This is a genomic window from Paraburkholderia sp. MM5496-R1 (genome assembly GCF_050436205.1).
GTDB classification, from domain to species: Bacteria; Pseudomonadota; Gammaproteobacteria; order Burkholderiales; family Burkholderiaceae; genus Paraburkholderia; species Paraburkholderia tuberum.
The window spans coordinates 1,915,382-1,941,269 of sequence record NZ_JBNDLT010000002.1; the positions used below are offsets into that span (position 1 = coordinate 1,915,382).

Annotated in this window: 25 protein-coding genes; 4 read left to right on the forward strand and 21 right to left on the reverse strand. The window is 65.1% G+C overall.

Annotated elements, in window-relative coordinates; genetic code table 11:
* Positions 1-131 precede the first annotated feature (131 nt).
* The 13 genes from OKW38_RS15770 to OKW38_RS15830 form a co-directional block, all read right to left on the reverse strand.
* Entirely contained in the window at positions 132-1,265 is a 1,134-nt protein-coding gene (locus OKW38_RS15770; protein ID WP_429362230.1) for a glycosyltransferase, read from the reverse strand.
* Positions 1,262-2,515 carry a glycosyltransferase gene (locus tag OKW38_RS15775; protein ID WP_429362232.1) on the reverse strand — a complete coding sequence of 418 codons (1,254 nt, stop codon included), beginning with the start codon at positions 2,513-2,515 and terminating at the stop codon, positions 1,262-1,264. Before OKW38_RS15775 ends, OKW38_RS15770 begins: the two co-directional genes overlap by 4 nt.
* Complete coding sequence (wecB, locus tag OKW38_RS15780) at positions 2,508-3,626, reverse strand: non-hydrolyzing UDP-N-acetylglucosamine 2-epimerase (protein ID WP_429362234.1); 1,119 nt, start codon at positions 3,624-3,626, stop codon at positions 2,508-2,510. Before wecB ends, OKW38_RS15775 begins: the two co-directional genes overlap by 8 nt.
* Entirely contained in the window at positions 3,623-5,200 is a 1,578-nt protein-coding gene (locus tag OKW38_RS15785) for a polysaccharide deacetylase (RefSeq protein WP_429362236.1), read from the reverse strand. The genes wecB and OKW38_RS15785 overlap by 4 nt, the downstream gene beginning before the upstream one ends.
* The gene (locus OKW38_RS15790; protein WP_429362238.1) at positions 5,197-6,579 is read right to left on the reverse strand and encodes a phenylacetate--CoA ligase family protein; all 1,383 of its coding nucleotides are present in this window, start codon (positions 6,577-6,579) and stop codon (positions 5,197-5,199) included. The genes OKW38_RS15785 and OKW38_RS15790 overlap by 4 nt, the downstream gene beginning before the upstream one ends.
* A 191-nt stretch (positions 6,580-6,770) precedes the next feature.
* A complete protein-coding gene (locus tag OKW38_RS15795; protein ID WP_429362240.1) occupies positions 6,771-7,547 on the reverse strand; it encodes an ABC transporter ATP-binding protein in 777 nt (258 codons plus the stop codon).
* A 4-nt stretch (positions 7,548-7,551) separates the two neighbouring features.
* Positions 7,552-8,370, reverse strand: coding sequence for an ABC transporter permease (locus OKW38_RS15800; protein ID WP_090803289.1), 819 nt, complete (start codon positions 8,368-8,370; stop codon positions 7,552-7,554).
* A gap of 1 nt (position 8,371) precedes the next feature.
* Entirely contained in the window at positions 8,372-9,787 is a 1,416-nt protein-coding gene (locus tag OKW38_RS15805) for a mannose-1-phosphate guanylyltransferase/mannose-6-phosphate isomerase (protein WP_429362241.1), read from the reverse strand.
* A 286-nt stretch (positions 9,788-10,073) separates the two neighbouring features.
* A complete protein-coding gene (gene rfbD, locus OKW38_RS15810; protein WP_090803286.1) occupies positions 10,074-11,000 on the reverse strand; it encodes a dTDP-4-dehydrorhamnose reductase in 927 nt (308 codons plus the stop codon).
* A 9-nt stretch (positions 11,001-11,009) separates the two neighbouring features.
* Positions 11,010-11,561 carry a dTDP-4-dehydrorhamnose 3,5-epimerase gene (gene rfbC, locus OKW38_RS15815; RefSeq protein ID WP_429335841.1) on the reverse strand — a complete coding sequence of 184 codons (552 nt, stop codon included), beginning with the start codon at positions 11,559-11,561 and terminating at the stop codon, positions 11,010-11,012.
* Positions 11,546-12,439, reverse strand: a complete 894-nt coding sequence (gene rfbA / locus OKW38_RS15820) for a glucose-1-phosphate thymidylyltransferase RfbA (protein ID WP_184065112.1) — start codon at positions 12,437-12,439, stop codon at positions 11,546-11,548. Before rfbA ends, rfbC begins: the two co-directional genes overlap by 16 nt.
* A 10-nt stretch (positions 12,440-12,449) precedes the next feature.
* Complete coding sequence (gene rfbB, locus OKW38_RS15825; RefSeq protein ID WP_090803281.1) at positions 12,450-13,511, reverse strand: dTDP-glucose 4,6-dehydratase; 1,062 nt, start codon at positions 13,509-13,511, stop codon at positions 12,450-12,452.
* Between the two features lie 395 nt (positions 13,512-13,906).
* Positions 13,907-14,818, reverse strand: a complete 912-nt coding sequence (locus tag OKW38_RS15830; protein WP_090805602.1) for a GDP-mannose 4,6-dehydratase — start codon at positions 14,816-14,818, stop codon at positions 13,907-13,909.
* A 229-nt stretch (positions 14,819-15,047) separates the two neighbouring features.
* Between OKW38_RS15830 and OKW38_RS15835 the strand changes: the two genes are divergently transcribed.
* Entirely contained in the window at positions 15,048-15,920 is an 873-nt protein-coding gene (locus tag OKW38_RS15835; protein ID WP_429362243.1) for a symmetrical bis(5'-nucleosyl)-tetraphosphatase, read from the forward strand.
* A gap of 36 nt (positions 15,921-15,956) precedes the next feature.
* On the opposite strand, the gene OKW38_RS15840 is transcribed toward OKW38_RS15835, so the two are convergent.
* The 8 genes from OKW38_RS15840 to OKW38_RS15875 form a co-directional block, all read right to left on the reverse strand.
* Positions 15,957-16,814, reverse strand: coding sequence for a lysophospholipid acyltransferase family protein (locus tag OKW38_RS15840; protein ID WP_429362245.1), 858 nt, complete (start codon positions 16,812-16,814; stop codon positions 15,957-15,959).
* A gap of 38 nt (positions 16,815-16,852) precedes the next feature.
* Complete coding sequence (locus tag OKW38_RS15845; protein ID WP_429362247.1) at positions 16,853-18,133, reverse strand: dihydroorotase; 1,281 nt, start codon at positions 18,131-18,133, stop codon at positions 16,853-16,855.
* 60 nt (positions 18,134-18,193) lie between these two features.
* A complete protein-coding gene (locus OKW38_RS15850) occupies positions 18,194-19,219 on the reverse strand; it encodes an aspartate carbamoyltransferase catalytic subunit (protein WP_090803276.1) in 1,026 nt (341 codons plus the stop codon).
* A 68-nt stretch (positions 19,220-19,287) separates the two neighbouring features.
* Positions 19,288-19,827, reverse strand: a complete 540-nt coding sequence (pyrR, locus tag OKW38_RS15855; RefSeq protein ID WP_429362249.1) for a bifunctional pyr operon transcriptional regulator/uracil phosphoribosyltransferase PyrR — start codon at positions 19,825-19,827, stop codon at positions 19,288-19,290.
* The gene (gene ruvX / locus OKW38_RS15860) at positions 19,814-20,254 is read right to left on the reverse strand and encodes a Holliday junction resolvase RuvX (protein WP_429335836.1); all 441 of its coding nucleotides are present in this window, start codon (positions 20,252-20,254) and stop codon (positions 19,814-19,816) included. Before ruvX ends, pyrR begins: the two co-directional genes overlap by 14 nt.
* A gap of 10 nt (positions 20,255-20,264) precedes the next feature.
* A complete protein-coding gene (locus OKW38_RS15865) occupies positions 20,265-20,843 on the reverse strand; it encodes a YqgE/AlgH family protein (protein ID WP_090803272.1) in 579 nt (192 codons plus the stop codon).
* A 308-nt stretch (positions 20,844-21,151) separates the two neighbouring features.
* Positions 21,152-22,558, reverse strand: coding sequence for a hypothetical protein (locus OKW38_RS15870; RefSeq protein ID WP_429294600.1), 1,407 nt, complete (start codon positions 22,556-22,558; stop codon positions 21,152-21,154).
* 375 nt (positions 22,559-22,933) lie between these two features.
* Positions 22,934-23,104 carry a rubredoxin gene (locus OKW38_RS15875; protein ID WP_006047743.1) on the reverse strand — a complete coding sequence of 57 codons (171 nt, stop codon included), beginning with the start codon at positions 23,102-23,104 and terminating at the stop codon, positions 22,934-22,936.
* Positions 23,105-23,487: 383 nt separating this feature from the next.
* Between OKW38_RS15875 and OKW38_RS15880 the strand changes: the two genes are divergently transcribed.
* From OKW38_RS15880 to OKW38_RS15890, 3 genes are all read left to right on the forward strand, one after another.
* Positions 23,488-24,351: a hydroxymethylpyrimidine/phosphomethylpyrimidine kinase gene (locus tag OKW38_RS15880; protein WP_429362251.1), complete on the forward strand. Its 864-nt coding sequence runs from the start codon at positions 23,488-23,490 to the stop codon at positions 24,349-24,351.
* Between the two features lie 305 nt (positions 24,352-24,656).
* Entirely contained in the window at positions 24,657-25,298 is a 642-nt protein-coding gene (locus OKW38_RS15885) for a hypothetical protein (protein ID WP_429362253.1), read from the forward strand.
* Between the two features lie 37 nt (positions 25,299-25,335).
* Positions 25,336-25,869: a hypothetical protein gene (locus OKW38_RS15890; RefSeq protein WP_429362255.1), complete on the forward strand. Its 534-nt coding sequence runs from the start codon at positions 25,336-25,338 to the stop codon at positions 25,867-25,869.
* The last annotated feature ends 19 nt before the right edge of the window (positions 25,870-25,888 follow it).

Below are 25,888 nucleotides of genomic sequence, written 5' to 3' on the forward strand. Positions count from 1 at the left end.
TAATCAGTGTACCGGGCTCGACCGCGCAGATAATACCAACATCTCGCATATAGGCCGAATTTGCGCAAACAAAGGTGAATTAAACACTTTCGGAAGCTTTTCGGCGAAATAGAGAGAAAGAAAGTAACGACTCAGGAAGACAATACGTGTTCATACAGCGATTTATATGCGTTTCCCAACGCTGCCCCAGAAAATAGCCGCTCATATCGCTGCCGCGCCGCCGCTCCCATGCCGCACGCCAGTGCTTCATCCAGCGTCAGCCGGTTAATCGCGGCGATCAGCGGTTCGGGCGCCTCGGGCGGCACGACAAACCCCGTCACCCCATCCTCGTTGACGAACGACGTCCCGGACCCCACCTCACAGCACACCATCGGTTTGCCGAACATCGCGGCTTCGACCAGCACCATCCCGAACGCTTCAGAGCGCAAATGCGAGGGCAGCACCATCGCGCGACAGCCCTGGAGCAGCGCAACCTTTTCCTCATGCGTGACCTGCCCGGCAAACACGACGTTGGTCGCGCCATGCTGCCGCGCCAAGGCGGCGAGCCGCTCGCGCTCCGGCCCCGAGCCAGCGATGACGATTTTCGCCTGCACATGCCGGGCGGCCTCGACGAGCGTATGCAGTCCCTTGTAGTAGCGCAACACGCCGAGCGCCAGAAAATACGGTTCGCCCGGCGCCAGGCCGAGCCGGCTCTCGAGCTTGCGCCGCGCGTCGAGCGGCTGCGGCTCGTCGCGATAGTCGATGATGCCGAGCGGAATCGTCTTCAAACGCTCCTTCGACACGCACGCGGCAAGCGTCTCACTGGTCCGCGCATAGGCCGCCGACGTCGCGACCACCGCGGACATGCTGCGCAGCGTGCGCCGCATCAGCGGCCCATAGACGGCGCCGAGCAGCTTCTGCCGCACGATGTCGGAGTGGTAAGTCATCACCGTCGGTTTGCTGGTGCGTCCGAGCAGATGCAATACGTCGGCGAACGGCCACGGAAAGTGGAAATGCACGACGTCGGCCCAGTTGGCCAGCTCGCGATACCTGATCACCGAGCACGGCCCGCCGAGATCGCACGATGCCGGCGCCGCCCACGATTTCTCGCGGATCACCTGCCCTTCCGGGCGTTCGACGACGGTCGGCGTCGGGCTCGGCGACAGCGTCAGAATGCGCGGTTCGACGCCGCGCTCGCGCGTCGCTAGCGCAATCTGGCGGATCGCTTCCTGCAGGCCGCCGGGCGGGTCCGGGAAGTACGTGCGGTACACATGAACGACCCTCACGTGCGCACCTCAGCGCCGTGTGGCCGCGCGCTGCCGCCGCCCGCCTGCGGGAAGTGGAAGGTAATCGCCAGCATCTTGTCCAGCCGCGCTTCCCACGTGTTCTCGCCAACCGCCGCGCGGGCTTCCTCCGCGCTCAGCTTGCCGCGTGCAAGCTGCTTCTCGATCGCCGCGATGAACGCGTCGGCATCGCTGCCCACTTCGAGCCCCGCGCGCGGTTCCTTCGCGAAATCGAGCGGCGTCGATACGACCGGCAGACCGGCCGCGAGATATTCGTAGAACTTCATCGGAAACATCGAGTGCGTGTATTCGTTGATCAGCGTCGGCAACACACCGACCCGCATGCCGCGCAAATACTGTGGCAGCACGCGATACGGCCGGTAGCCGAGCAGATGCACGTTCGGCAGACGCTTGAGCTGCGCGAGCAGGTCGCTGCGCTGCCCTTCGCGCTCCTCGCCGATGATCACCCATTGCCACTGCGGCCGCGCCTGCGCGGTTTGCAGCAGCAACGGCAGATCGACCTTGAAGTCCGACAGCACGCCGTGATACACGAGCCGCGGCTCGTCGATCGCGGCGAGCTCGGCGGGCAGCGAGCCGTCCGCGCGCGCCGCGCCGAAGTGCGCTTCATCGACGACGTTGCCGAAGAAATGCGTATTGGGGTTAAACGGCAGGCACACGTCCTTCAGCGACTGCGCAGTCGTGAATACCGCCTCGCAGCCCCCGAGCAGGTCCTGCTGGGCATTGCGGAACGCGTCGACGTCGACGCCCGGAATCGCCGCAATATCGTCGACGCAGTGGTAGACCAGGGTCCCGCGCGGCAGCGTCGCGATCGCATCGAGCATGTACGGATGGTACGTCCACACGACCGGCTTGACGTAGCGATGCGACCTCGCGAAGCGGTTCACCGAAAAACGCAGCATCGCCTGATTCAGCGAGCGCACGAACGGCAGATGATGCCCGGCCGGCACCATCAGCGGCGACAGCACCCAGATATTGTCGGCGCGGCGCGGCGGGCCGAGCACGAGCGACTGCACGCCGCGCCACAGACGTCGCCACAGGCGCGACCAGTCGCGGCCGCTCGCCACTTTCGGCGAGCGGAAGCCAACGCTTTCCACATACAGAATCCGCCAGCCGCGCGCGGCGAGGATGCTCGCCGTGTGCTGCTTGTTGGTCCAGTACGGCTCGTCCCAGTCGGCGGTCGAAAACAGCACGCAGTCTTGCGGGGCAAGCACGGGGTTCTTGCCGTCAGCCAACGAACACCTCGACCGGTCGGCCGCGCAGGCTGTCGACGATGCGTCGTGAGGCCAGTCCGTCGCCGTACGGATTCGCGCGATCGCGCAGCGCCGCGCGCCGCGCGGGATCGTCGAGCCAGCCGATCACCGCGCTTTCGATGCTCGCCGCACTTTGGCCCGCGAGCGTCGCGAAACCCGCGTCGACGCCTTCGCGGCGCTCGGTGTGATTGCGCATCACGACGACCGGCACGCCGAAGGTTGGCGCTTCTTCCTGGATGCCGCCCGAATCGCTGACCACGACGGCGCTGCCGCTGATCAGATAAAGGCTCGTCGGATAGTCGACCGGCTCGATCAGCGCGAGATTCGGGATGCCATCGAGCTCGCGATGCACGGGCCCGCGCACGGCCGGGTTCAGATGCACGGGAAACACCCAGCGGTAATCGCTATAGCGCTGACACAGATCGCGCAGCACGCGGCAGATATCCTGCAGCACGTCGCCGAAATTCTCGCGCCGATGGCACGTGACGAGCACGTGCTGCTGCGCGCCATGCCATGCGGGCAGCGGACTCGCCGGCGGCGTGACGCTCCAGCTCGCGCGCACTTCGCCGATCGCATCGACGACCGTGTTGCCGGTCACGACGATCTTCTCTGGCGCGACGCCTTCGCTGAGCAGGCTGTCGCGCGCGCGCGAGGTCGGCGCGAAATGCAGCGTCGCGATGCGGCCGAGCAGGCTGCGGTTCGCTTCCTCGGGAAACGGACTCGCCAGATCGCCGGTGCGCAGCCCCGCCTCGACGTGACCGACGCGCATGCCGCGCTGGAATGCCGCGAAGCCCGCGCAGAACGCGGTCGTCGTGTCGCCCTGCACGATCACCCAATCGGGACGTGTTTCGTCGAGCGCGCGATCGAGCGCGGCGATCAGGCGCGACGCGAGCGCATTCAGCGATTGACCCGGGTGCATCGTTTCGAGCGTGATGTCCGGTTCGATGCCGAAGAATTCGAGCGCCTGCGCGGCCATGTCCCTATGCTGCCCGCTCGCGCAGACGATCGTGTCGAACTCGCTGCGCAGCGCTCGCACGAGCGGTGCGAGCTTGATGACCTCGGGCCGCGTGCCCATCACCACCATGACTTTCATTGCAGTGCTTTCCCCGTCTCTACCTTGGTATGAGCGCCCCGGAACTCGACGCCGAGCGCGAGCGGCGTCGTGTCGGCGAAGGGTGTGACGACGCGAAAGACGCCGTCGTGTTCGACGATCTGCGCGAGCGAGCGCAAGCGCAGGAAATCGAGCGCGGCTTCCTCGTGCAGGAACAGCGGCCGTTGGGCCTTGCCGCGCATGTAGGCGATCAACTGCTCGTGCGCGTCGATGCGCGCCGCCTCGTCGGTCCAGCCGTACGCGTAGCGCTCGGAGAACGGATGGTCGAGATAGCCGAACAGCGTGTTGGTCGCGTACGCGGTGTCGAAGGCCTGCTTGAAGATCGCGAGCGGATCGCCCTCTTTCAGCATGCAGTCGCCGTGCAGCATGCACTGTTGGCTGTGACCGACGAAGCCCGCCGGCAAACCGGCCAACGCGCCGCCGCGTGCGCTCAGAAACTCCGGATCGTTGCGGATGATGCCGCCGATGCAGCCCGCGTAGCCCGCGTCGATCAGGCCGCGCATCGCGTAAGGCGGCGACTGGTGAAACGGCGACACCGCGTAGCGCACCGGCACGCCGGTCGCGCGTTCGAGCAGTTCGGCCGATTGCACGCCTTCCGCGATCGCGGTGTCGTAGCTGCCGCCCCAGTTCGGCGAGTGCGTCGCCGTGTGCGACAGCACCGCGCCCTGCTGCCGGTCGGCAAGCAGTTCGCGCAGGATGTCGTGCTGGCCGCCGCGTTGCAGGTTCTGCGTATGCACGGCGAGCGTGAACGGCACGCCGAGACGCCGGTACGCGTGCCACAACGGGCGCGCCGATTCGACGTCCTCGTCGCAATCGAGCCGCGACGTGATCGCCGCGTCGTAACCCCACGGGAGTTCGCTCAGCACCGGCTGACACGGCAGCGCATCGGCCCGGTAGCCCGACAGAAACTGCTCGACGAGGCGCCATTCGAACGAATCGCACGGGCCGACCGGCCGGTTGAACCACAGCACGGCCGATGCGCCCGCATCCCACAGCGCCGCGTACGCGAACTGTCGCTCGCCGTTCACGACGACCGCGGCCAGCTCCGCTTCGGCCGGAACTTCGGGCGCCTGCGCGAGCGCCCAGATCGAACCGTCGGCGCGAATCGCGCCGTAGCCGAGGTTGTTCCATTCGTCGGCGAAATCGAAGCGCTCGAACGGGCGATGCCATGGCGCGCCGCCGAGTGTCTGCGCGAGCGCGCCGTAGCGCACCGCCGCCGCGCTTTCGCGCGACTCGCCCGAAGGCGCCATTGCACTGCGGCTCGCTTGCGAGAGGTCGGCGGGCAACGCCGCGGGCCGATAACGCAGATAGTCCGCGAGCGCGATCGGCATATGGCCGAACACGATCAGCTTGCGCGGCCGCGCCTGCACGAACGCGATCAGGTCGGCGCTCCATGCATCGGGCGCGTCGACCGCGACCACGACGTCGGGCGCGATCTCGTGCAGCATGTTGCGCGTGATCGCCTGGGCCTGGGTCGCGCTGACCGAGCGCCGCAGCGCCGCCAGCACGTATTGGCCAGCGTCGGCGCTCGCATCGGGATACGCGACGCCGATCATGGGCTCACCACGTGACGGAACTTGGCGCGACTGCCCACGCGCACGAAATCGTCGTGACCGACGTAGGCGATCGTGAACGCGTCCTGCCAGAAGTGGCGCAGCTTCGCGGTGGTGTCCTCCGCGTTCGCGTGCGGTTCGAGCACGATGCGCAAAGTGGGCGGCGTCGTGCGCAGATCGATCTGGAATTCCTGGATGCCGCCGACGCGGTGATCGAGCATGTCCTGGATGTGGTGCGTCGGATGCGCGACGCCGTTGATCGGCACGACGTCGTGAATCCGGCCGACCACGTCGGTCAGGAAGAAGCCCTTCTCCGTCTCCTGCACGCGCGCGAGGTCGCCGGTCGTGTAGCGGATCAACGGCATCAGCCGGTTGCGGAACCCGGTGAACACGAGCTCGTGCGCGCCGTCGGGGTTGTCCGGCGCAACGCGGCTTTCCGGCCAGCCTTCCGATTCGAGGATCTGGAAGCCGCCTTCGTGACCGTCGAGCTCATAGGCCATCACACCGAGCTCGGCGAGGCCGTAGCGGTCGATCACGCGACAGCGCAACGCCTTCGCGATCATCTCGCGCGCATGCGGCTCGAGCAGCTCGCCGCTCGACTCGAACACCTGGAACGCGTTGCCGCCGCCGTACTTGCGCTCGACATAGCAGGCGAGCGCGTACATCGTCGACGGATGCGAGTGCGCGAGATATGGGCGGCGGCGCTTCAGCGTGCGCCACATTTCCTCGAGGCCGTGATCGTCGATGCGGTCGAAGAAGACATTGCTGCGATTCATCGCGAAGCATTTGAAGTCTTCGCGCGACGGCCACTCGGGCACGACCTGATCCGGGAAACGGCACGCGAAGTGCAACTCCGAGCGATGGCGCAGCTTGCCGATCCGCTCGCGGCAATAGTTGGTGACCGCCGACGAATAATCGGCGCCTTCCGGGTCGTAGTAAATCGTCGTGGAGAGGCCGGTCGAGCCACCGGTCTTGCACGCGTGGTGCTTGCCGGCCTCGAGCGGTCCCGACAGGAGACGCGGACCCTGCTCGCGGATGATGTCCTTGGTCAGATACGGCAGTTCTTCGAGGTAGCGCGGGTCGTTCCTGACCTTGGCGGGATCGAACTGCTTCGCCTGGAACAGGTCGCGATAGTAAGGCACCTTCGCGCCGGCGAATTCGAGCGTGGCGACGAGCCGTTCGAGCGCGATGCGGCGGCGATGCGGCATCGGCAGCGAATAGTGCTCGCGCAGCTCGCGGATTTTCGGGCGCACGTTGCGCTTTTCGGCGTTCTCCGCAATCGGATACGCGATATAGCCGCCCGCGAAACCCTTCAGCGTGCGAAACGGCTGACGCACCAGCAGGGATTCGGAGTAGCGCAGAAACGGGTGATTAGCTCGCATCAAATTCGAACCTTGTTACGCCTCGGGATTGGCCACGAGGGTGTTGCTGAACTGCGGGACTGGCTTGCGCCGGGGCGCGGTTTAGCCGACGAGCCGATGGATTTGCCTGCTGCCGTCGCGCCGCGCAGCTCGCGCGTCGGCGCACATGCGGCAGGCGCGGCATGCGCCGCGCCGGCCGCGCGCCGGCGTGCTCAGTGCGGCAACTGCGCGGTGTGGCTGATGAGCGGCTCGTCGGATTTTTCCGACGGCAGCACGGGTTCGTCGGCGACCATCTTGCCGTGTTCCATCGAGATCTTGCGGGTGCACACGCGCGCGACCAGCGACGGATCGTGCGACGCCACCACCAGCAGCGCCGCCTTGCCGACGAGGCCTTCCAGACGCTCGGCCGCCTTCACGCTGAACTCGGCGTCGCCCACGCTCAGCCATTCGTCCATGATCAGGATGTCGGCTTCGACGCTCGTCGAGATCGCGAACGCGAGGCGCAGCATCATCCCGCTCGAATAGGTGCGCACCGGCAGATTCAGGTAATCGCCCAGTTCGCTGAAGTCGGCGATCTCGTCGATCTTGCTGCGGATGCGCGCGGGCTTCAGCCCGTCGAGAATGCCGCGCAGATAGATGTTTTCGAAGCCGGTCGCGTCGGGGTCGAGGCCCATCGACACGTCGAGCAGCGACGCGATCTTGCCCCGCACCTTCAGCTCGCCGCGCACCGGCGCATAGACGCCCGACAGCGTGCGCAACAGCGTCGTCTTGCCCGAGCCGTTGTGGCCGATCAGGCCGATGCGCTCGCCTTCGCTGAAGGTGAAGCTCAGGTCGTCGATCGCGCGGACGATCGCATGGCGACCCGCGTCCTGGCCGATCCGGCCGCCCGTCGTCAAATTGAGCACCGCCTTTTTCAGCGAGCGATGCGAGTTCTCGTAAATCGGAAATTCGACGGAGATGTTACGAGCGACAATCGATGAAGAACTCACAATATCAAAGCCAGTAAGGAACGCGATTACGGAAACGCTTCATCAGGATCTGCGCGAACGCAAAGCCGACGATCAAGAGACCAATCGACCACGCCCACGACTCCCAGTGGGTCGGGCGGCCGGTGAGCGGCGCGCGCACCGTTTCGATCAGGTGATAGAGCGGGTTGTATTCGGCGACCCACGCGCGGTCCTTCAGGATTTCCGGCGACCACATGACCGGCGTGAAGAAGAACACGACCTGGATCAGGTTCGTGACGATCGGCGGAATGTCGCGAAAGCGTGCGCACAGCACGCCGAGCGTGACGCCGAGCCACACGCCGTGCAGCAGCAGGACCACGAGCGCGAACGGCACCAGCACGATTTCCCAGCCCGGCCAGTGACCGAACACGAACAGCAGCACGACGACGACCGGCAGGCTATGCAGCAGGATCACGAAGTTGCGCCACGCGATGCGGCATACGTGGACCGTCAGCGGCAGCCTGATCTGCTTGATCAGATAGGCCGAGCCGATGAAGGCCATGCAGCCCTCGTTGGCGACCGACGCCAGATACGCCCACACGACGAGACCCACCGCCAGATACGGCAGATAGTCGGAGAGTTCCTGGTGCAGCAGCGTCGAGTACAACGCGCCGAGCACGACCACCAAGATGATCGTGCTGAGCGTGAACCAGAACGGCCCGAGCACCGAGCGGCGATAACGCTGCCGGATGTCGTGCCAGCCGAGCGTGCCCCAGACCCGCACCGCTTTCATGCCGACCAGCAGGTCGTCGCGCTCGTTGTGACGTGTCAGGTCTTCCGAGTCGTTGGTAAAACTGATATCCATCTCAAGTACGTCCGTAAATGTCTTCGAAGCGAACGATATCGTCTTCGCCCAGATATTCGCCGCTTTGCACTTCGATCATCACGAGCTCGACGACGCCCGGATTTTCGAGGCGATGTTTGTGACCCGCCGGGATATAGGTCGACTCGTTGGTCGACACGAAGAACTCTTTTTCGCCGTTGACGACCTTCGCCATGCCGCTCACCACGACCCAATGCTCGTTGCGGTGATGATGCATCTGCAGGCTCAGGCTCGCGCCCGGCTTCACCTCGATGCGCTTGATCTTGAAGCGCGGCCCCTCTTCGAGCACCGAGTACGTGCCCCACGGCCGATGCACGGTGCGATGCACCTTGTACGTCTCATGGCCGCGCGACTTCAGCTCCGCGAAAATCTGCTTCACGTCCTGCGCGCGATCCCGGTGCGCGACGAGCAGCGCATCGGGCGTGTCGATCACGATCAGGTTGTCGACGCCGACCGCGCCGATCAGGCGCCCGTCGCTGCGCAGATACGAGTTCTTCACGTCGACGAGCAGCGCCTCGCCTTCGACGCGGTTGCCGCTCGCATCGGCCGGCGACAGGTCGGACAGCGCGGTCCACGAGCCGACGTCGGTCCAGCCGAGGTTGCAGCACACGACCGCCGCGTGCTCGCACTTCTCCATTACCGCGTAGTCGAACGACAGCTCCGGCACCGCGCCGAAGCAGCCCGGCTCGAGACGCACCTGCGCGCCGCTCTTGCCTTCGGCGGACGTCGACTTGTCCATGCATTCGGCCGCGGCATCGAGAATGTCGGGACAATGCTCGCGCATTTCCTTCAGGATCGTGCCCGCGGTGAAGCAGAACATGCCCGAGTTCCACACGAACTTGCCCGACGCCAGATACTCGCGGGCCTTCTCCACCGACGGCTTCTCGACGAAGCGCACGACCCGCTCGCCATCGGCTTCGATATAGCCGTAGCCGGTTTCGGGCGTATCCGGATGCATGCCGAAGGTGACCACGTTGCCGGCCTGCGCAAGCGTCTGCGCACGCGCGACCGCCGCGGCGAACGCGGTTTGATCCGCGATCAGGTGATCCGCGGCGAGCACCAGCATCACGGTGTCTGCGCCATGCGCCTTCGCCGTGTGCAAGGCCGCCGTGGCAACCGCCGCGGCCGTGTTGCGGCCGAACGGTTCGAGAATGAACGAGGTCGCGACGTTCTTGCCGTTGACCTCGCGGAAATCGTCTTCGGTCTTGAAGAACAGCTCACGGTTGGTTACCGTGAGCACTTCCTTCACGCCGGGCAACGCGACCGCGCGCAGGAACGCTTTCTGCAGCAGGCTTTCGCCGTCCGCGAGACGGATGAACGGCTTCGGGTGCGATTCCCGCGAGACCGGCCAGAGCCGCGACCCCGCTCCGCCGCACAGAATGATCGGTAACAAACTCACAGCTCCCTCTCGATACCGTATTTTTTACGTGGCCATACTGGCTTGCGCGCGGTTGACGCAGACGTTTGCAATCTACTGCGCATAGAACGTTAAATCCGCGCCTCGAACGCCCTCGCGTCGAGCGACATTCTACCGCCGCACCCTTTCACCATTGTCAGGGAACAATCGTTTCGATCGGTCCCAGACCACGACGGCATCATGGCGAGCGGCGTGCGCGGCAGGACATCCGATGCGAGTGTTTCCTTCGCCGCACCGGCGCTCGCGAGCCCTGCGTCGAAACCGCGACTCAGGTGCGCGCCGCCGGCGACTTCGGAAAACCGTCAGTCAGACACAGCTTCAACGCGTCGCGCCAATGCGGCGCGGCGAGCCCGAACACGCGCGCCAGCTTGTCGTTCGACATTCTGGAATTGGCTGGGCGCTTCGCGGGCGTCGGGTAATCCGCGGCCGGAATCGGCAGCGTGTTCGGCCTGTTCGGCAAATCCGCGAGTTCAAAGATCGCCGACGCGAAACCGTGCCACGACGTCGAGTCGCCCGCGCACAGGTGATAGATGCCCGAACGCTCGTCCCACCACTTCGCGCCGTCTTCGGTGGCGAAGGACTGCGCGCACAGATGCGCGCTCAGCGTCGCGATCGTGTTGCACCAGGTGGGCGCGCCGAACTGGTCGGCCACCACCTTCAGCTCCGGACGATCGGCGCCGAGTCGCAACATCGTCAGCAGAAAGTTCTTGCCGCGCGTGCCGTACACCCAGCTCGTGCGCAATACGAGGTGATTCACGCCGCTCGCCGCGATTGCCTGCTCGCCCGCGAGCTTGCTGCGGCCGTAGACGTTCTGCGGATCGGTTGGATCGTCTTCGACGTACGCGCCTTCTTTCGTGCCGTTGAACACGTAGTCGGTCGAATAGTGGATCAGCGCGGCGCCGAGCTTTTTCGCTTCCTCGGCGAGCACGCCCGGTGCTTCGCCGTTGATGCGCATTGCCAGGTCGCGTTCTTCTTCGGCCTTGTCCACCGCCGTATAAGCGGCCGGATTGACGATCAGCGCGGGACGCAGGTCGCGCACCACCGCGCGAATCTGATCGAGGTTCGACAGATCGAGCCGCGAGCGGTCGACCGCGACCACGTTGCCGAGCCCTTGCAGCGTGCGCGCGAGCTCATAGCCGAGCTGGCCATTTACGCCGGTGACGAGAATCGTCCGTTTCGCGTCGTGTGCGCTCATGCGATCCCCTTATGCGTAGACTTCGGCGTCGGCGAGACGCTTGCCCGCCGCATCCTTGGCCGCGAGCAGCGGCTCGAAGTCGACCGGCCATTCGATTCCGATCGCCGGATCGTTCCACACGATGCTGCGCTCGTGCTCGGGGAACCAATAATCCGTGGTCTTGTAGAGGAACTGCGCTGACTCCGACAGCACGACGAAGCCGTGCGCGAAACCGGGCGGCACCCACAGCTGCCGATGGTTCTCGACCGACAGCGTCACGCCGACCCACTTGCCGAAGTTCGGCGAGCTCTTGCGGATGTCGACGGCGACGTCGAACACCTCGCCCTCGACCACGCGCACGAGCTTGCCCTGCGCATGCTGGATCTGATAGTGCAGACCGCGCAGCACGCCTCTCGCCGAACGCGAATGATTGTCCTGCACGAACTCGACGCCCGGCTCGACCTTCTCGGCGAATTCGAGCGCATTGAAGCTTTCGAAAAAGAAGCCGCGCGCATCGCCGAACACCTTCGGCTCGATGATCTTGACTTCGGGCAGCGAGGTTGCGGTTACCTGGATGGCCATGCGACGTGATCCGTGAGAATGTTTTGCAGGTATTGCCCGTAGGCATTCTTCGCGAGCGGTTTGGCGAGCGCGAGCAACTGCTCGCCGTCGATCCACTGACGCCGGTACGCGATCTCTTCCGGACACGCGACCACCAGACCCTGGCGCTTTTGCAGCGTTGCGATGAAGGTCGCGGCTTCGATCAACGAATCGTGCGTGCCGGTGTCGAGCCACGCATAACCGCGGCCCATGATCTCGACGTTGAGCGCCGCGTTCGCGAGGTAGCGCGAGTTCACGTCGGTGATCTCGAGCTCGCCGCGCGGCGACGGCTTGATGTCCGCGGCGATGTCGCAGACCTGCTTGTCGTAGAAGTACAGACCCGTGACCGCGTAGTTCGAACGCGGCCTGGCAGGCTTTTCCTCGATCGACAACGCGCGGAACTGCTTGTCGAATTCGACCACGCCGTAGCGTTCCGGGTCCTGCACGTGATACGCGAACACGGTGGCGCCGTCGGTCTGATCGTCGGCGCGTTCGAGTTGCTTCGCGAGATCGTGGCCGTAGAAGATGTTGTCGCCGAGAATCAACGCCGACGGATCATTGTTCACGAACTCGCGGCCGATGATGAAGGCCTGCGCGAGTCCATCCGGCGACGGCTGCACCGCGTACTGGATGTTCATGCCCCACTGGCTGCCGTCACCGAGCATCGCCTCGAAGCGCGGCGTGTCCTGCGGCGTGGAGATGATCAGCACGTCGCGAATACCCGCCACCATCAGCGTGGACAGCGGGTAGTAGATCATCGGCTTGTCGTACACCGGCAGCAGCTGCTTGGAGACGACGTGCGTGATCGGATACAGGCGGGTGCCCGAGCCGCCCGCGAGAATAATGCCTTTGCGCGCCATTGCCGTGCCTTTACGCGCGCTGCGCGTAGTTGGTCTCGACCCACTTCCGGTATTCGCCCGAAGCGACTTCGTCGACCCATTGCTGGTTGTCGAGATACCACTGGACCGTTTTGGCGAGCCCCGTCTCGAACGTTTCCGCCGGCTTCCAGCCGAGTTCGCGCTCGAGCTTGCGGGCGTCGATCGCGTAACGGCGGTCGTGACCCGGACGATCCTTCACATAGGTGATCTGGTCGCGATACGAGCCGGCCGCCTTCGGGCGCTGCTGGTCGAGCAGGTCGCACAGCGTGTGCACGACCTCGAGATTCTTCTTCTCGTTCCAGCCGCCGACGTTGTACGTCTCGCCCGGCGTGCCGCGCGCGAGCACTTCACGGATCGCGCTGCAGTGGTCGCCGACGTACAGCCAGTCGCGCACGTTCTGCCCGTCGCCATACACGGGCAGCGGCTTGCCGCCGAGCGCGTTGGCGATCATCAGCGGAATCAGCTTTTCGGGGAACTGGTACGGGCCGTAGTTGTTGGAGCAGTTGGTGGTCAGCACCGGCAGGCCGTACGTGTGGTGGTAGGCGCGCACGAGGTGATCCGAACCGGCCTTGGTCGCCGAATAGGGGCTATTCGGCGCATAAGGCGTAGTTTCGGAGAACTGCGGATCGGTTGCCGACAGCGAGCCGAACACTTCGTCGGTCGACACGTGCAGGAAGCGAAACGCGGCGCGCTCCGCAACGCCCAGCGTGTTCCAGTAGCTGCGCGTCGCTTCGAGCAGCGTGAAGGTGCCGACGACGTTGGTTTGCACGAAATCGGCCGGACCGTGGATCGAGCGATCCACATGGCTCTCGGCCGCGAAATGCAGCACGGCGCGCGGCTTGTGCTCGGCCAATAGCGAATCGAGCGCGGCGCGATCGCAAATGTCGACGCGCGCGAAAATGTGTTTGGGATTGCCCTGTAGCGACTTCAGCGTGCCCAGGTTGCCGGCGTAGGTCAGTTTGTCTACGTTGAGCACCGCTTCGTCCGACGCATTCAGCCAGTCGAGCACGAAATTAGCGCCGATAAAGCCGGCACCGCCCGTTACCAGGATCATGTAATTCCCTTGTCGATGTTAGTGACAGGCGGCGAAGAGCTTGCGACCTGTTCACCCCGCGTGGTGTCCGTTTCTCTGGTCGTCCGTCGCGTTCCCCGGAGAGTGGACACTCAGACGCCAATTTTATGAACCCCCAATTATAAAGCCGCCGAGTGCAAAAACTAGAACCCTAACAACTTGAAACAGCTTGACAGAATTCGTTGCCGTGGGTCTGGGAAAAGGGGCTTTTTCGGTGCGGTTACGCGCATTTTGGCGCCTGTGATGATGTGCACCACATACTGTGCGGCGCGGCGCGGAAAGAGTGGAAAATGAAGAAGAACGGCGAAAGCGTCATGAAAGGCCGCAAACGCGGCCCTTCGGTGCAGACCGTCAGGCGGTTGCTCGCGCGAGCACGCTCAGGCCGCGAGCATCCAGCGCAGCGTATCGATGAAAGGGATCGACTCGACCGCCGGCACCAGCGAGTGCAATTTGGCGGGCGAACCGGCAAGCATCTTGACGTCCGTTTGCCGGACAAAGGCGGGATTGACCCGGACTTCGATGTCGTGACCGGTGAGTTCGCTCGCGGTCGTGAGGATTTCACGCAACGAATACGGCGCGCCGGTGCAGACGTTGACGATTTCGGCGGCGACATTGGAGTCGAGCAACGCCTCGTACGCGCTCGCCACATAACGCACGTCAGAGAAGTCGCGCGCAATGTCGATATTGCCGAGTTCGATCGATGCCGCGCGCCGCGCGAAGTGGCTGACGATCTTCGGCACGAGGAAGTTCACCGCCTGGCCGCGGCCGGTGTAGTTGAACGGCCGCACGATCAGGATCGGCAGGCGGTCGAACCATGTCCGCACCAGCGCTTCCATGGCCGCTTTGCTGGCCGCGTAATGATTGACCGGCATAAGCGGGAAGCTCTCGTCGATCGCGGCGCTGCTGACGTTGCCGTACACGTTCGCGCTGCTTGCGATCAGCAGCTTGCGCGGCACATGGCCGATCGCGACACAGGCTTCGAGCAGGTTCTGCGTGCCGATCACGTTGACGCGATAAAAGTCGAGCGGATCGTTGTGCCCCACGAAGCTGATCGCGGCCAGATGCACGATGAAATCGGGCCGCACGGTGTCGAGCACGCGCCGGCAGTCTTCCGGTGAGGTGATGTCGAGTTTGACGCGTGCCGGCGTGTCGGGCTCGTCGCGGCCGGACACCGCTTCGATCACGGTATGGCCGCGCCCGGTCAGCTTCTCGACCAGATAGCGGCCGGTAAAACCGTTCGCGCCGGTGACGAGCGTGCGAAATGATTGCTTCGCCGCGGAAGACGACATGCTGGCTTCGTTCACGAGAGAGTCATCCTGTTGTTGTATTGGAATCGCGCGCGGTCCATGCGGGGTTGCCGCCGTGCCGTGTTACGGCGGCGTTCCACCCGCGTCCCGCAACGTTATCGCGCGATACCCGAACCCCAAACGGGCTATTATGTCACGCTATCTTGCTGCTCTGCCCAGCGTGGCACGCGTCGTGCAGCACCGCGCGTATCGAATCGCCTTGATTTCCTCGATGACACCCCTCAACGCTTCCAGTACCTCCGCTCCCCTCGTCCCTCTTGCTTTCGGCGATCTGCAAGGCTGCCGCGCACCGTTTCAGCGACTGCTGGCCAAAGCCGCGCCGCCGGACGGCACACCGCTGTGGTTCGCCGGCGATCTGATCAACCGCGGCCCCGACTCGCTCGACACCTTGCGCGACGTGATCGCGTTCGGCGAGCGCGCGGTGCCGGTGCTCGGCAATCACGATCTGCATCTGCTGTCGGTGTCGGCGGGGATTCGCAAGTCGAAGAAAGGCGACACGATCGAAGAGATCCTCGCCGCGCCCGATGCCGCCGATCTGCTCGAGTGGATACGCCACCGCCCGCTCGCGCATTTCGACAACGGCATGCTGATGGTGCATGCGGGCGTGCTGCCGCAATGGGATGCGACGCTGACGCTCGAACTCGCCGACGAGTTGCAACGCGCGCTGCGTGCGCCGAACTGGAAAGAGACGCTTGCCGGCTTGTACGGCAATGAACCGAACCGCTGGAAGCCGGGCCTGAAGGGTATCGAGCGGCTGCGCGTCACGTGCAGCGCGTTGACGCGCATGCGCTTTTGCAGCGCCGATGGCGTGATGGATTTCAGCAGCAGCGGCACGCTCGCATCCACGCCGAGCGGCTGCATGCCGTGGTTCGACGTGCCGTCGCGCCAGACCGCCGACGTGACCGTCGTGTTCGGTCATTGGGCCGCGCTCGGCCTGATGTTGCGCGACAACCTGATCGGCCTCGACTCGGGTTGCGTGTGGGGGCAGAAGCTGTCGGCGGTACGGCTCGCGAAAAACCCGGCTGAGCGGACGTTGACGCAAGTCGATTGCGATTCGCGCGGCGTGCCGCGCGGGGGCAACTAAACAGAAGACGGCGACGCTGCCCGGCAGCGCCCCCGCTTAGACCGAGCGGTGCGGCTGATCGACGGGCTCGATCAGCGTTTCCGCCGTCTCAGCGGCGTCGCTCGACGACGCAGCATCTACAACGTCGCCCTCTTGCGCGACCGTCCCCGCCACTGCGTTGCCGGCCTGCATGTCCCGCAACGCGTTCGCCACCACCTGCTGAGCCTGCGCCGCGAGCACCCGCCGGTCCGCGTCCGGCGCGAGCGGTGCGCCAACATATACGTGGGCGGTCAGCGGACCGCCACGCAACAGCATGTCGAGCGAGTCGGACAACGACACGTCGTCGATATATGCGGGTGCCGTCGACTGCCGGCCCTGCGCGTCCTCGTACATGATGCACAGCGGCTGCACCGGCACACCGGCCGACACCGCGGCCTGGAACATGTTCGCGTGAAACGGCAGCAACTCGAGCCCGTTCGACGTCGTGCCTTCGGGGAACACGCACATCAGTTCACCCGCGCTGAGCCGCGCGGCGAGTTCGTGCATGATGCGCTTCGCGTCGCTGCGCTTCTCGCGCTGGATGAACACCGTATCGAGCTGCTGTGCGAGCCATCCGACCACCGGCCATTGCCGGATCTCCGCCTTCGAGACGAACGGCGTCGGCCGCCACGCGTTGATTACGTAGATGTCGATCCACGAGATGTGATTGGCGACGACGAGCACGCCACGATCGAGCCGCACCGGGTCGTTATGCACGACGAGGCGCATGCCGCACAACCGCAGCATCTTCAGCGACCACGCGCGATTGAGCGCGTGACGCCGCTCGGCGCTCGCGTTCGGAAAGCGCGTCGCGACGGTCCACATGCCGTGCAGCAGATGCGTGATGAGACGGACCTTGCGTAACGCGAGCTTCATGGCCGGAGCTTTCCTTGACTGGACCGAAACGATACCGCTCAGCGCTGTTCGTAGGCGAGCTGACCGGACACGACGGTCGCGCGCACCTGTGCCGGCAGCTCGTAGCCGAGGAACGGCGTGTTGTGCCCCTGGCTCTTCAGCGCACGCGGCTCGACGCGCCAGTAAGCGTGACGGTCGAATACGCAGAGATCGGCCACCGCGCCGACCGCAATGCGGCCAGCCGCTTCGAGGCCGAGCACCTGCGCCGGCGCCGCGGTGATGCGATTGAGCGCGGTCGCGAGCGGCACGCCCGCTTCGTCGGCCCACTTCACCGTCAGCGACAGGAACAATTCGAGGCCGGTTGCGCCCGGCGTCGCTTCGGCGAACGGCAGCAGCTTTTCGTCGTCGTCGACCGGCGTGTGCGCGGAGCAGATCGCATCGATCGTACCGTCGACGAGGCCCGCGCGGATCGCTTCGCGATCGCGCTGCTGGCGCAGCGGCGGATCGAGCCGGAACTGCGCGTCGAAGTAACCGATGTCGAGGTCGATCAGATGCACGTGGTTCACGGTGACGTCGCACGACACCGGCAGGCCCTCGCCCTTCGCCGCGCGCACGAGCGCCACGCCCGCCGCCGACGACACATGCGAAACATGCACGCGCGCGCCGGTCACGCGCACGAGTTCGAAGATCGTATGCAGCGCGATGGTCTCAGCCGCCACCGGCACGCCCGACAGCCCGAGCCGCGACGCCAGCGCGCCGCTCGCGGCGACGCCGCCCTTGCCCAGATACGCATCGACGGGACGCAGCCACACGGTGAAATCATAGGTCTTCGCGTATTGCAGCGCGCGCATCAGCACCTGGGTATCGACGATCGGCGTGTCGGCCTGCGAGAAGCCGACGCAGCCCGCCTCGGTCAGCTGGACCATCTCGGTGATGACCTGCCCCTTGAGACCGACCGTCAGCGCGCCGAGCGGATACACGTGCGCCTTGTTCTGATTGCGCGCGCGGAACTTCAGCATTTCGACGAGGCCCGGTTCGTCGAGCGTCGGATCGGTGTCCGGCGGACATACGAGGCTCGTCACGCCGCCCGCGAGCGCCGCGGCCATTTCCGAGCCGAGCGTTGCCTTGTGCTCGTAGCCCGGCTCGCGCAAACGCGCGCACAGGTCGACCAGACCCGGCGCGATCGACAGACCGCGCGCGTCGAGCGTACGCTCCGCCTGGAAGCCGGCCGGCGCGTTGCCCAAGGCGGCGATCTTGCCCGCCTCGATAAAGATGTCCTGCTGCTGTTCGGTGCCCGCTGCCGGATCGATCAGCGTGCCGCCTCGAATATGAATCTTCATGCGCTGCCTTTGTTAAACCTGTGGTTCAGCCTATCGTTCGGCTTCCCGATCAGTCGTTGCTTAGTCGTTATTGCCCGCGACGATCCCCATCACCGCCATGCGCACCGCGATACCGAACGTGACCTGATTCAGGATCACCGATTGCGGGCCGTCCGCGACCTGCGAGTCGATCTCGACGCCGCGGTTCATCGGGCCGGGGTGCATCACGATCGCATCGGGGGCGGCGAGCGCGAGACGCTCGGGCGTGAGCCCCCAGCTCTTGAAGTACTCCTGCGACGACGGCAGCAGCGCGCCGCTCATGCGTTCGTTCTGCAGGCGCAGCATGATGATCACGTCGACATCCTTGAGACCTTCGTCGAGGTTGTGGAACACGCGCACGCCCATCTGTTCGAGCCCGCCCGGCAGCAGCGTGCGCGGACCGATCGCGCGCACTTCGGGCACGCCGAGCGTGGTCAGCGCATGAATGTCCGAGCGCGCGACGCGCGAATGCAGGATGTCGCCGACGATCGCCACGCGCAGCTTCGTGAAGTCCTTCTTGTAGTGGCGGATCGTGTACATGTCGAGCAGACCCTGCGTCGGGTGCGCGTGACGGCCGTCGCCGGCGTTGATCACGTGCACGTGCGGCGCGCAGTGCTGCGCGATCAGGAACGGCGCGCCGCTCGACGCATGACGCACGACGAACAGATCCGCGTGCATCGCCGACAGGTTGTTGATCGTGTCGAGCAGCGATTCGCCCTTGCTGGTCGACGACGCGTTGATGTTCAGATTCAGCACGTCGGCCGACAGCCGCGTGGCCGCGATCTCGAACGTGGTACGCGTGCGCGTCGAGTTTTCGAAGAACAGGTTGAACACCGACTTGCCGCGCAACAGCGGCACCTTCTTCACTTCGCGATCGGTCACGCTGACGAACTGGTCGGCGGTCTCGAGAATGTGATTGACGATGGCCTTCGGCAACCCCTCGATCGACAGCAGATGTTTGAGCTCGCCGCTCTTCGTGAGCTGCGGGTTGCCCTTCAGGAAGCCGTAGCGGAAGCGCTCGGATGCGCTAGCGGAGGAATCTTGCGGAGCCGGGGTGGCGGTGTTCATGATGTACCTGCTTCAAATACGGGCTTCAACGTGATCGAGGTCGCGTCGACACGCCGCTCACGCGCGTTTCAATCGACGCGTGCTTCAGTGTGAAAAGAAAACCGCTGGCCGCCCGCGCCGTCGTCTTCACGGGCCAGCACGAGCGTCGCGTCGGCGGGTACGTCGACCACGCCACCGACGAAGCGCGCCGCCACCGGCAACTCGCGTCCGCCCCGATCGGCGAGCACCGCGAGTTCGACCGATGCCGGCCGGCCATAGTCATACAGCTCGTTGACCGCCGCGCGAATCGTGCGGCCGGTGTACAGCACGTCGTCGACCAGCACGATGCGGCGGCCATCGACCTCGAACGGCAGCGAGGTCGGGCTTGCTTGCGCGTGCAGCCCTTTCTTCGCGTAGTCGTCGCGATGCAGCGCGACGTTCACCACGCCGAAGCTCGGCAGTTTCAGGTCGCGCGCGAGCCGCTCGGCGAGCCACGCGCCGCCGCTATGGATACCAGCCAGTACCGCCGCTTCGGCACCGTCGTGCGTGGCGGCGAGCTGGTCGCCATACGCCGCTCGAATCTGGTCGAGCAACGCGCGATACAGCGCTTCGGCGTCAATGGAACTCATGATCGTCGGAAAGTCCGTCAAGATATTGCTGGAGGATGATGCTCGCGGCTTCGGCATCGAGCATGTCGGCGCGGGCATTGCCGGCGCGGATTTCCGCCTCGGCCTCGACCGACGAGTAGCGCTCGTCGACCCAGGTGACCGGCAGATTGAAGCGGCCGTTCAACTGGTTGCCGAAGCGCTTCGCGAGTTGCGTGCGCTCGTGCGGTGTGCCGTCGGGGTGCATCGGCAGGCCGACCACCAGCGCATCGGGCTTCCATTCGGCGATCAGCTTGCCGAGCGCTTCGAAGCGGTAGTCCCTGCTGCGGTTTTGCACGACGACGAGCGGCCGCGCGCGGCGCGTCAGCGAATTGCCGACTGCCACGCCGATGCGTTTCTCTCCGTAGTCGAACGCAAGCAGCGTCGCCTCACGTCCGGCCGGCAGATTCATGCGCGGCCCCTCATGCGTGCCCGGCCTCGCCCGACAGCATCGACAACGACACGCCGAGCAGCGCGAGCGCCGCTTCGAGACGATCTTCGGCGGGCACGTCGAAAACGATTTTCGGATCGGCCTCGACCGTGAGCCAGCCGTTCTTGGAGATTTCGTCTTCGAGCTGACCCGCGCCCCAGCCGGCGTGGCCGAGCGTCAGCAGGAAACGCTCCGGACCGTTGCCGCTCGCGACGGCCTCGAGCACGTCTTTCGACGTGGTCATTTCGAGCCCGCCCGGCACCGACATCGACGACGTGTATGCGCTGCCGCCTTTCGGATCGTGCAGCACGAAGCCGCGCTCGGTTTGCACCGGGCCGCCGAAATATACGGGGACATGGAGAAGCGGTTCGATCTCGAGCTTCAGATCGATGCGATTGAAGAGCGCCTGCAGGTCGATATCGGTCGGCCGGTTGATCACGAGGCCGAGCGCGCCGCGCTCACTGTGATCGCAAAGGTAGACCACCGTTCCTGAAAACGTCGGATCGGCCATGTTCGGCATGGCGATCAGGAACTGGTTGGTCAGATTGATGCGATCGGTACTCTTGGACATAGTTCGGATTTTAGCAAAGACGATGCGTCATGGCGGGCTGCTTTGAGCATTGCAACGCGTTGGGTTGCACGCTACGCGACGCGCCATCGACGCCGGATCAAGTTGCACTCTATCACGCGCGCGACTTGCGCCATGCCGCGATCAGGCGCCGAAACACCGCGTAGAACGGCACGTTCGGCGCGCGTCGCGAAGTTGCGGGATTGTGACTTGTCACAATGGGTTTCAGCGGGTTCGGCGCGCGTCGGTCGAAGCGTTGCGCACGCAATTCGCGCGCCACGTCGCGCGTTTGGTTCGACCCGGCTTGCGCTTCACGCGCCGCCCTGCTCGATCGCACGCGTGAGCGCGGCGAGCGCCGCCTGCGTGAAGCTGCCGCCCGCCGGCCCCACGCCCGCGGCGACCTTGTGCAGCGACGCACGCAAGGCCTCGGCGGCCTGCTCGAGTGTGTCGGCCGGCGGCGCGCCGACGATCACGTGCGCGCGCACCGCCGGCGTCGCGACGCCCGCATGCGCACGACGCCGCCAGGCGAGACCCAGCGCGTCGGCGAGCAGCGCCACGTGACCGAGACCGAGCGCGCAGGCGGCCGAGCCAAGCCGGTAGGCGGCATCGCCCGCCTGCAGCGCTTCGCTCGGGTCGGCTTTTTCCGGCTGATCGGCCGCGCGCGCATGGGCGGCCAGCGCCTCGATGGACGCGTCGGCGGTCTGCAGGAAGTCTTCGTACGCGTTCGCGTTGACGCTCAGCACGCCGAGATCGCGCGTGTGCGGCAGCGACTGCGCCTCGAGCGCGCCCGCCTCCCACAGCGCTTCCGACGACTGCGTGCCGGCGACGTGCCAGTCGACGGTCAAGCCATAATCGTGCAGCACCTCGACCTGGTCGGCGTCTTGCGCAGCCGCGCCGAACAGCGCGTAGTCGCGCCACAGCAGCGCGAGCGTCGCGCGCACCAGCGAACGCGGCGCGCGCTCGATGCCGCGCGCGTGATCGGCGAGCGCCAGGTTGCAGCGCGCGTAGAAGCGCCGCGCCTCGATATCGCGGATTGCGTGGCCGCGCGCGCGCAGCGCCTTCGCGCAGGCGCGCGCGAGCCGCCAGAAGTCATACGGATCGGGGCCGGCGAGTTCGGTGAACACGGCGTCGAGTTCGTCGAGCGCGGCGTTGGTGACCGCAAGCGCCACCGCGCTGCCTGTGTCGGCCTGCGAGCGCAGCACCGGCAGCAACGCGCGCTCGTAGCGCGCCCGCAGATGGGCAAGCTGATCGGCCGATTGCGCGTGCAGCGAAGCCGGCGGCACTGGCCGCGCGCACAGCGCGAGGTCTTCGAACGCAACGGCGGAACCCGGCGTGGGTTCGATGAGTTGCGCACACAGCTCGCGGTAGTGGTTGAACAGCGTCGGCGAGCAACTGAGCTCGCGCAGATTGTGACGTTCGAGCGCCGCGCGGAAGTCGCGCAGCGCCGCGCCGAACACTGGCCGCGCGCTTTCCGCTTCGGCTGGCTCGCCGCTCGCGAGCGGCGAGAGCCGCACGAGGGCGTCGGTGAAACGCTGCGCGCTGAGCCAGCCCGCCGTGCGCAACGCATGCGACGCGCGCAGCAGCGCGGCACCGCTCTCGTCGCGCTGCTCGAACGCGAGCGACGCCTCGGCGAGCGCGAGTTCCGCAGGGCGCACCGCGCCACCGCGCGGGTTCGGCAGTGCATCGATGGAAACGGGTGCTGCGGATCGAAGAGTCATGGGCAGGCGACACGAAGCTGACGGGGCCGTCGCTTCGCGCCGCATGCTGAGTGAGCGGCCACCGCGCGAACCGGCGACAGGACAATGACAGACTACCGTTGCGACACGACGCGACCGGCGATGTTCCGCGCCGGCGCGCTCAGACAGGCGCCGGGCGTGCCGGACGCATCAAGCGATTGCAGCAATTGCGCGGCGGATGACGCCGCTGACTTTTCGGGATCGAAGCTCAGGGTTCAGGTTCGGGACCGGATCTCGGGACCCGGTTTGGGGGCCGAAACTTCCGGCGAGTCGCACGAGCCCATCAAACCGCGCCGCCGGAACAATGATCAAGCGACGCGAACGACCGGCCGGCTGACGCCGGCGGCTTGCCGAACTTCAGATCTGGACCATTTCGAAGTCTTCCTTGCGCGCTCCGCACTCCGGACACGTCCAGTTGATGGGCACGTCTTCCCAGCGCGTGCCCGGCGCAATGCCTTCGTCCGGCAAGCCGGCCTCTTCGTCGTAAATCCAGCCGCAAATCAGGCACATCCAGCTTTGATATTCCATTCTTTTGTCGCGTCGTTGAGTCCGTGGAAGCGGGAGCCATGATGGTACCGTGTTGCCGCCCCCATGCCTAGCAATCGAAAACTCGCAATCGTAGCGTGGAGCGGGCTTCGGCGGTGCGCCCGCGCGCCGTGCGGACGACGCTCGCGGCGCCATGCCGCATGGCGGTGGGGACACCCGGCAGCGCGATAGAGGGCGCCCTCGGCAAGCTCGCGGCGCTAGCGTGGCAACCTCAAAGCAATCCCCGCCGGCCGCGCGTCAGCGAGCCGCGAGCCAGCCTCTGGCGATCCCCGCCGCGCGAAAAAACGCCCTCTCCACGGTTTAGGCCGCATAATTGAGCCGATTGCGCATTGCGCGCCGAAATCCTGCTTTCCTTATCCATTTTCATGCCCAGCGACACGCCTCCGATCGTCCTCACCTTCGGTCTCTCCGACCCCACCGGCGGCTCCGGCCTGCAGGCGGACCTGTTGACACTTGCCAGCATGGGCTGCCACGGCGTTTCCGTGCTCACGGGCTATACCGTGCGCGACTCGGCGAACTGCGACGAAGTCACCGGGCTCGACCCGGACATCGTCGCGACGCAGGCGCGCATGCTGCTCGAGGACATGCCGATCGCCGCATTCAAGGTCGGCGGGTGCACGCGCGCCGAAGTGGTCAGCGCGATCGCGGAAGTTGTCGCCGACTACGACGACGTCCCGCTGATCCTCGCCCCGGACTTCACGCTCGACGACGAGCACGTGCTCGCCGCCGACGAACTGCGCGAAGCGATCGCCGATCTGCTCGCGCCGCAAACCACGCTGCTGGTCGCCGACTCGGCGACGCTGCTCGCGCTCGCGCAGCCCGACGGCGACGCGGAGGCGCCGAGCCTCGACGCGGCGATCTCGCATCTGCTGTCGCAGGGCTGCGAGTACATTCTGTCGACCGAAACCGGCACGCATCGGCTCGTCAACACACTCTTCAGCGAGGACGGCCAGTTGCGTCAGGACATGTGGGACCGCGCGCCGCATCGGTTGACGGGCCTCACCGATACGCTCGGCGCGGCGATCGCCGCGCTTCTCGCCAACGGCCAGGAGCCCGCGGAAGCGGTGCGCGAAAGCCAGGAGTATCTGTATCAGGCAGTGCGCAATGCGTTCCGGCCCGGCATGGGGGCGTACATGCCCGATCGCTTCTTCTGGGCGCGCAGCAGCGATGAAGACGAAACGCCGCCCGCGCAAGGCAAGGGCGCGGCGCCGGGGGAAGCGCGGCACTGACCTCGCCATTCGTCGGCATCGACTAAAAACCCGCTGTCAGCCGGTTTTTTCATTAATGTGACTTTCGCGATTGGTGCGACTTTCCATTCGATTTAACCAAATTGAACAATGTAATTAGCGCGTAGCTATCGATACTGCCGCGCCCAGTTCGTCTCGCGGGCATCCTAGTCAATTTATTTTGCATAGCCGCATGAATCTTGCTGTCGGCGATGCAACCGGACGTTTTACCGCGTAATCAAACGTTACAACGCCGATGACATCTTTTGTCTAGACTTTACGCATCACGATAAGTCATATGTCCCCACATGTCATTTCCCGCCTTCTTCATCCATCCACCGAAATGCGGCGGTTCGACCGTTATTTCGTTTTTTGATTTGAATAAAGGTAATGACCAATTCATTAGCTTTGTCTGGGATCAGGATGGCTGGGGAAACTGTCGCGCGAAGCTGCTCGAGACGCAGGTAGGCGGCGGTCATCTCCCGTATGGCATTCATCGGATGATCAAACATCCGGTCAACTACTGCACGATCCTGCGCGATCCGCTCGCGCGCCAGATCTCGCACTACTGGTATGCGGCGAACGGCAAGAACGGCGAGGTCACACGCGGCGTCAGTGTGTCCACGCCGGAAGCTCTGGCGCAGCAAGGTGTGCTGTCGCTCGACGAGTGGGTCAGCGAATCGCTCGGCGGCAAGAACCTGTTCGTGCACATGTTGAGCGGCGAGCCAGTGGCTAACCAACACGAGCCTCGCCGTTGCGCGAATCCATTTGCGCGAACAGATCGGCACCGTCGGCGTCTGCGAGGACATGAGCGAATTCTTACTGCGGCTTTGCGGTTCGACTGGGATGAAATTGCCGTTCTATTTCGAAGCGAATCGCACCAATGGCACGGCGAAGGGCAAGGCTCACTTAAGCGACGCAACAAGACAAAAATTTATCGAGGACAATAGCCTCGATTACGAACTGTTCCGCGACGCAAGTCAGATCGTGGAAGCTTATGCGAAAGAAACGGGCAGCGTCTTTTCGAATGCGCTCGAATTGGTCCGCGTGATTCAGTCCGAAATCGATCAGCTCGACAATCCGCACGTCTATAGTTCGACCGTTTTCGGCTTCGACGCCTCATTCCTGTCGCGCGTGCATGAGGTGATCCGCCGCTTCGATCTCGCGCCGATCGACACCTATCTGGAGTTCGCGCGAAGCCGGCAGCGTCCGCCGGTCGACCTGTTCGACGGTTTTGTCGACACGGTGCGCGACGGCGTAGTGTGCGGCTGGGCCGTCAACCTGAGCGAGCCGCAGCGGCAGGTGCCGCTCGAGGTACGGGTCGGCACGCAGATCGTCGCGACCGGCTGCAGCGGCGAGCCGCGGCCCGATGTGGCGAGCGCCGGCTATCCGAGCGCATACAGCGGATTTTCAATTCCACTGCCGAACGATATTCCGCAAGGCTTTCGCGTTACCATTGCCAATTCCACGGAAAGCCTGCACAACGCCGGCACGTGGCGGCAAGGCTGGCACTGCGAATGAGCCAGAAGAGCCAAGAGAA